Genomic DNA, 5,703 nt, shown 5'->3' with positions numbered 1-5,703 from the left:
CCCTGGCCGGCGGCGGTGATCGTGGAGGCCGAAACCGCCCGCGAAGCCGAAGCCGCCGTGGCCGCCGGTGCCGATGGGGTGCTGCTGGATGAATTCAGCCCCGATCAGCTGCATGAGCTGGTGCCCCGCCTGCGCGAACAGGCCCTGGCCGCCGCCGTCGCGGGGCTCGGCAGGGGGCGGGTCGTGCTGGAGGCCTCCGGCATCGCCCCGGAGCAGTTGCGGGCCTATGCCGCCACCGGCATCGATCTGATCTCCACCAGTGCACCGATCACCCGCTCGGCCTGGCTGGACCTGAGCATGCGCTTCGATCCTGTCGTCGCCTGACGGAAAGTCAGCCGAAACGTCCGATCTGCTGCTTGTCTCAGGGGTTTGGTGAAGAATCGCCCCAACAGCCGCTGCCAACGTGGCCAGGTGGGCCATCCCTCTCCACATTGGGAAGCGGCCTCCGCTGCGCCTCCTCTTGCCGCGACCTCACCGTTCAGGCCGCCGCCGCTGGCTGGCCTCCACCGCTCTGACACTGCTCACGCTTGCCTGGACGCCGCTGGCCCGGGCCCAGACCAAGGCCCAGCCTGAGGGGGTCGTCGATCGGGTTGCTCGCACCGGAGAGCTGGTTCTGGTCGGCCCGTCGGATCTGGCGCCCCTGGTCTCCGTCGACGCCCAGGGCCAGCCGATCGGTTACGGCGTCGAGGTGGCGCGTCGCATTCAGGCCGAGCTGGCCTCCGCGGTGGGACGTCCGGTGAAACTGCGCTTCGAGGCGGTGACCAACCCAGGCGACCTGGGTCAACGCCTCGCCGAGGGCAAGGCTGATCTGGCCTGCGGGCTGCCGTTCAGCTGGGAGCGGGACATGTGGATCGATTACTCCCTGCCGATCGGGATTTCCGGCCTGCGGCTGCTGGCCCCCGCCGGGCGCCTGGATGGTTCGCCCGAATCGCTGGCGGGCCGCCGGATCGGCGTGGTGAGCGAATCCCTGGCCGCCACCGAACTGCAGGGCATTCAGCCTGAGGCCAAGGCGGTGGACTTCCCCTCCCTGGCCGCGGCGGTGGCTGCCTTGAAGGCCGGACAGGTGGATGGGGTGATCGGCGACACGGCCCTGCTGGCCAGCCTCGCCGGGGGTCCAGCGTCTCCTCCCCTGGTGCTGACGCCCGAGGTTCCTTACGAAAACTATGCGCTGGCCTGTGTTCTCCCCGAGAACGATTCGGCCTTCCGCAATCTGGTCAACCTGGCGATCGCCCGCTTCCTGCAGGGCTACCTCGATGGCCAGAATGATGCGGTCACGGCCGTCCATCGCTGGGTTGGCCCGGGCAGTGCCCTGAACCGATCCCCGGAGCAGATCCGCACCTACTACGAGTCGGTGTTGCTGGGTGTGGAGGCCATCAGGCCGCTGCCACCGGCCAAGTCGTCGGCACAGCCCACCCCCTGAATCAGCACGCTCCCAACCAGGCCGTCCCCTGAGGTCGGTTGCCTCCGGGCCGTCCCTCCGTTCCTTCGTCAGCCCCTGCTTCGATGGCGTTCCTTTCCCGTTCCCGTCTGTTCGGCCTCCTGCTGATCATGGCGTCGTTGCCCATGGATCCAGGGGCGGCCCTTGCCCTGGGGGCCGGCAGTCGTCAGGAGCCGCTGGACGATCCGCCGCCGCAGGGAAGCGTTGAGGCTCGCCTGCGTCGCATCGCCGCCGCCATGCGGGAACAGCAGGGAGAGGAGGTGATGGACTCCACCACCACGTCCATCCCCGAGGGGGCGATTTCGGCGATCTTCGTCAATGCTCCCGGGATTGGCTGGGCCAATGGCGGCGGCTTCCGCAACGGCGGTTTTTATAACGGCGGCTTCCGCAATGGCGGTTTCCGCAATGGGGGCTTCGGTAATGGCGGTTTCCGCAACGGCGGTTTCCGCAACGGGGGGGGATTCCGTAACGGGGGCTTCCGCAATCACTGGTGACTCAGCCCTTGCATGAGCCGTTGCCTGGGCGATTCGGCCCCGTGCGTCTGCTGGTGGTGCAGCCCACCCCGTTCTGCAACCTCGACTGCGACTACTGCTATCTGCCCAGCCGCAACGACCGCAGCCGGATCTCCCTGGACATCCTGGAGGCAGCGCTGGAGCGGGTGCTTGAGAGCCCCTATGTCGATGGTGGTTTCACCCTGCTCTGGCATGCGGGGGAGCCGCTCACCATGCCGATCGCGTTCTACGACGCGGCCACTGAATGTCTTGAACGTGTGCTGGCGCGCCATGGACTGCCGCCCGACACGATCCACCAATCGTTGCAGACCAACGCCACGGTGATCGACGATGCCTGGTGCGATTGCTTTGAACGCAACGGCATCCATGTGGGCGTGAGCATGGATGGTCCCGCTTTTCTGCACGACGCCCATCGCGTCACCCGCACCGGCAAGCCCACCCATGGCGCTGTGATGCGCGGGATCGCCCATCTGCAGCAGCGCGGCATTCCCTTCCAGGTGATCTGCGTGCTCACGGCCGATGCTCTCGACCACGCCGAGGCCATTTACCGCTTCTTCACCGATCACGGCATCGAGGACGTGGGCTTCAACATGGAGGAAACCGAGGGCGAAAACCTCCAGTCCACCCTGGAGCGCCCCGATGGAGAGCGCCGCTATCGCGTCTTCCTGGAGCATCTCTGGCAGCGGACCCGGGCCGAACCGGAGCGGCTGCGGGTGCGCGAGTTCGACGGTGTCACCAGCCTTGCCTGCGCCGACGCCCGGATGGAACAGACGGATATGAACACGCCCTTTGTGATCGTGAACGTGGATGCCAGGGGCAACTTCTCCACCTTTGATCCGGAGCTGTTGTCGGTCTCCACGGCGGAATACGGCGACTTTTCCTTCGGCAATGTGCTCACCGGCAGCCTCGAAGCGTCGGTCGCCACCGACAAGTTTCAGATGGTCCACCGGGAGATCGCCGCCGGTGTCGCGCGTTGCCGCCGGGACTGTGACTATTTCGGGCTGTGCGGCGGTGGCGCCGGCAGCAACAAGTACTGGGAGCACGGCAGCTTCGACTGCAGTGTCACGCAGGCCTGCCGCTACCGCATCCAGCTGGTGGCCGATGTGGTGCTGGCCGGCATGGAGGAGGAACTGGGCCTGAGTGTCTGAGGTTGGAAGCCCCATCCCGCAGAGCCGAATCGACCGCGCGCGATGGGGCTGATCGCTCACTGAACCGGAATCTGAACCGGTTCCTCACTGGGTGCAGACTCCCTGCGCGGCACGGTCACAGTGAGTTGACCGTCCTTTGCCGCGGCCTGCATCGCTGTCGCATCGGCATCTTCCGGCAGGTGGAAACTGCGGCTGAAGCTTCCGTAGACACGCTCGACCCGATGCAGACGTTCGGTGTCCTCCTTCTTCTCCTGGTGGCGCTCCCCCTGGATGGTGAGGATCCCATCCTGGAGGGTCACCCGCAGGTCTTCCTTGCAGACTCCGGGGATGTCGGCTCGCACCTCGTAGCCACTGGCGGATTCGGAGATATCCACCCGGGGCTGCCAGTCGCTCAGGGCCATGGTCGAGAGACTGGAGCCACTCCGCCCGAAGGGCCATGGGAGCGACAGGGGGTAGCGATCGAACAGATCCTCAACGTCCTTGAGGGATTCTCGTTTCAAGAGAGCCATGGTGTGACCTCCTGGGATGCATGGGTAGGGGGAATGGGTCCGGAACTGGATCCACTGCGCAACACAGACGGATTCACCGAAGCTGTAGCGATTGGATCCACAGGGCCCTTCCACTTCTGACTATTCATCCGCCGGCCCTGGGTGAGAAGGTGCGGGTGTCCGTCCAGCAGATCCGGCCATGGCCACCTACCTGATCACCGGCGCCAACCGCGGTATCGGTACCGAATACTGCCGCCAGCTCCAGGCGCGGGGCGACAACGTGGTCGCGGTCTGCCGCACCCCATCGGAGGAGCTGGAGGCCCTTGGGGTGCGAATCGAAGCGGGGGTGGACATCACCTCCGACACAGCCATGGCCAGCCTGGTGGAGCGGCTCGACGGCCTGCCGCTCGATGGCCTGATCCACAACGCCGGCATCCTCGAGCGCACCAGCCTGGAGGATCTTGATCCGGATAGCGTGCGGCGCCAGTTCGAGGTGAATGCCCTCGGTCCGCTGCGGCTCACCCGGGCACTGCTGGGCCATCTGCATGCCGGCTCCAAGCTGATCCTGATGACCAGCCGCATGGGTTCGATCGCCGACAACAGTTCCGGCGGGTCCTATGGCTACCGGATGTCGAAGGTGGCGCTGTGCATGGCGGGCAGGTCGCTGGCGATCGACCTGGCGCCCCGTGGCATCGCCGTGGCCATCCTGCATCCCGGTCTGGTGCGCACCCGCATGACGGGCTTCACCGGGCAGGGCATCACCACGGAGCAGGCGGTGCGCGGCCTGCTGGAGCGCATCGATGCGCTCACGCTCGAGACCTCCGGCACGTTCTGGCATGCCAACGGCCAGGTGCTGCCCTGGTAGAGCCTGCCGCAGCGGCAATCAGTCGCCCGAGGCGAGCCGATCCAGCACCGCAGCCGCCGCCTCTTCACCACTGCGCACCGCCCCCTCGAAAAAGCCGGGCCAGCGCTCGGCCACCTCGGTGCCGGCCCAGAACACCCGGCCATGGGGCCGGCGCATCGCCTCACCACAGCGGCTCCACAGTCCCGGTGGCATCCAGCCGGCGAAGGCGCCGCCCACGAACGGCATGGCCGGCCAGTCCTTTTCCACGTAGGCCACGGGCTCAAGGGCCTGCGGACCCAGATAGGCAGCAAGATCCGCCAGCACCGCCTGCCGCCGCTCGACCTCGGAAAGGGTTGCCCAGCGGTGATAGCGATGTCCCACCACGAAGGCGGCCAGCACACCCGCACCGCTCTCAGGATCGGAGCTGTCGGCGCAGAGCTCCACCGTGGGCTGATCGCCGATAGCGATCCCCGACAGCCCCTGCTCCCGCCACCAGGGCCTGGCATACACCACCAGCACCTTGGCGCAGGCGCCCATCGCCATCTCCTGGTTGAGCTGCTGGCGGTCGGCGGGCAGCTCCGGCGAGAAGCGCAGGCGGGCCACCATCGCCGGCGGCATGGCCACGATCACGGCACGGCAGGGATAAGCCGCCCGATCGGTGGACACGGTGAGCGGAACAGGCGAAGCGGCGCCGGGGTCTTCCAGCACCTCCAATGCCGGTTCTCCCAGCACCACCACCCCCTCGCCCAGCTCCGCCGCCAGCAGGGCCGGCAGCTGGCCGGCGCCGCCATGGAGCAGCTCCTGCTCGGGGTGTTCGCCCTGGGAGGCGGTGTGCTGGCCCCAGAGCACATGCAACAGCGACACCTGCTCCGGCTCGGCCGGGCCCAGGAATCCCACCGCCCGGCAGAAGTAGGCGAAATACCAGGCGGCGAAGGGGGTGTGGGTGTGGGCGTCGATCCAGTCCTGGAAGCTGAGGCGATCCAGTTCGGCGGCGGCGGGATGGTGGTGGGGGTGGCCGTCGGGGAACTGAGCCACCAGCGCCTGGAAGCGCTCCAGGGCGGCCATGGCATCGGCCCAGTCGGCGCTGGGCACCGCCGGGGGCTGCCCCTCAGGAAAGCCCTGGAAGAAGCCGGCGAAGGTACAGCGGCTGCCGCCGAACACCAGCACCGTGGCGCCGTCATGGGGGGATTCGAAGCGGCGGATGCCGTGGCGATCGAGCAGGGCGAGGAAGCGGGTCTGAGTGGGACCGACCCACTGACCGCCCAGGTCGATC

The 5,703-nt window shown here is 67.5% G+C and carries 6 protein-coding genes and 1 pseudogene; 5 read left to right on the top strand and 2 right to left on the bottom strand.

The genetic code is table 11. From position 1 onward, the window contains the following. The 4 genes and pseudogenes from VB716_RS14555 to grrM all read left to right on the top strand — a co-directional run. Window positions 1-324 (top strand): annotated as a pseudogene (locus VB716_RS14555) (nicotinate-nucleotide diphosphorylase (carboxylating)); the annotation flags it as partial. A gap of 136 nt (window positions 325-460) precedes the next feature. Continuing rightward, window positions 461-1,420 carry an extracellular substrate binding-like orphan protein GrrP gene (grrP, locus tag VB716_RS14550; protein ID WP_231598076.1) on the top strand — a complete coding sequence of 320 codons (960 nt, stop codon included), beginning with the start codon at window positions 461-463 and terminating at the stop codon, window positions 1,418-1,420. A gap of 83 nt (window positions 1,421-1,503) precedes the next feature. Then, window positions 1,504-1,932, top strand: a complete 429-nt coding sequence (gene grrA / locus VB716_RS14545; RefSeq protein WP_197158364.1) for a GrrA/OscA1 family cyclophane-containing rSAM-modified RiPP — start codon at window positions 1,504-1,506, stop codon at window positions 1,930-1,932. Further along, a complete protein-coding gene (gene grrM / locus VB716_RS14540; RefSeq protein WP_323270861.1) occupies window positions 1,929-3,098 on the top strand; it encodes a cyclophane-forming radical SAM/SPASM peptide maturase GrrM/OscB in 1,170 nt (389 codons plus the stop codon). Before grrA ends, grrM begins: the two co-directional genes overlap by 4 nt. Window positions 3,099-3,154: 56 nt before the next feature. Here grrM and VB716_RS14535 read toward each other — a convergent pair whose 3' ends face one another. Then, window positions 3,155-3,607: an Hsp20/alpha crystallin family protein gene (locus tag VB716_RS14535; protein ID WP_322758157.1), complete on the bottom strand. Its 453-nt coding sequence runs from the start codon at window positions 3,605-3,607 to the stop codon at window positions 3,155-3,157. Between the two features lie 178 nt (window positions 3,608-3,785). On the opposite strand from VB716_RS14535, the gene VB716_RS14530 reads away from it, so the two are divergent. Continuing rightward, window positions 3,786-4,451, top strand: a complete 666-nt coding sequence (locus VB716_RS14530) for an SDR family oxidoreductase (protein WP_322758156.1) — start codon at window positions 3,786-3,788, stop codon at window positions 4,449-4,451. A gap of 18 nt (window positions 4,452-4,469) precedes the next feature. Here VB716_RS14530 and VB716_RS14525 read toward each other — a convergent pair. Next, the coding region (locus VB716_RS14525; protein ID WP_323270859.1) for a flavin monoamine oxidase family protein at window positions 4,470-5,703 on the bottom strand (1,234 nt) is incomplete at its 5' end.

The sequence above is a fragment of the Synechococcus sp. CCY9201 genome (assembly GCF_034931105.1).
Taxonomy (GTDB): Bacteria; Cyanobacteriota; Cyanobacteriia; order PCC-6307; family Cyanobiaceae; genus CBW1002.
Note: the sequence above shows the minus strand (reverse complement) of the source record. Positions and strands in the feature narration are given on the sequence as shown.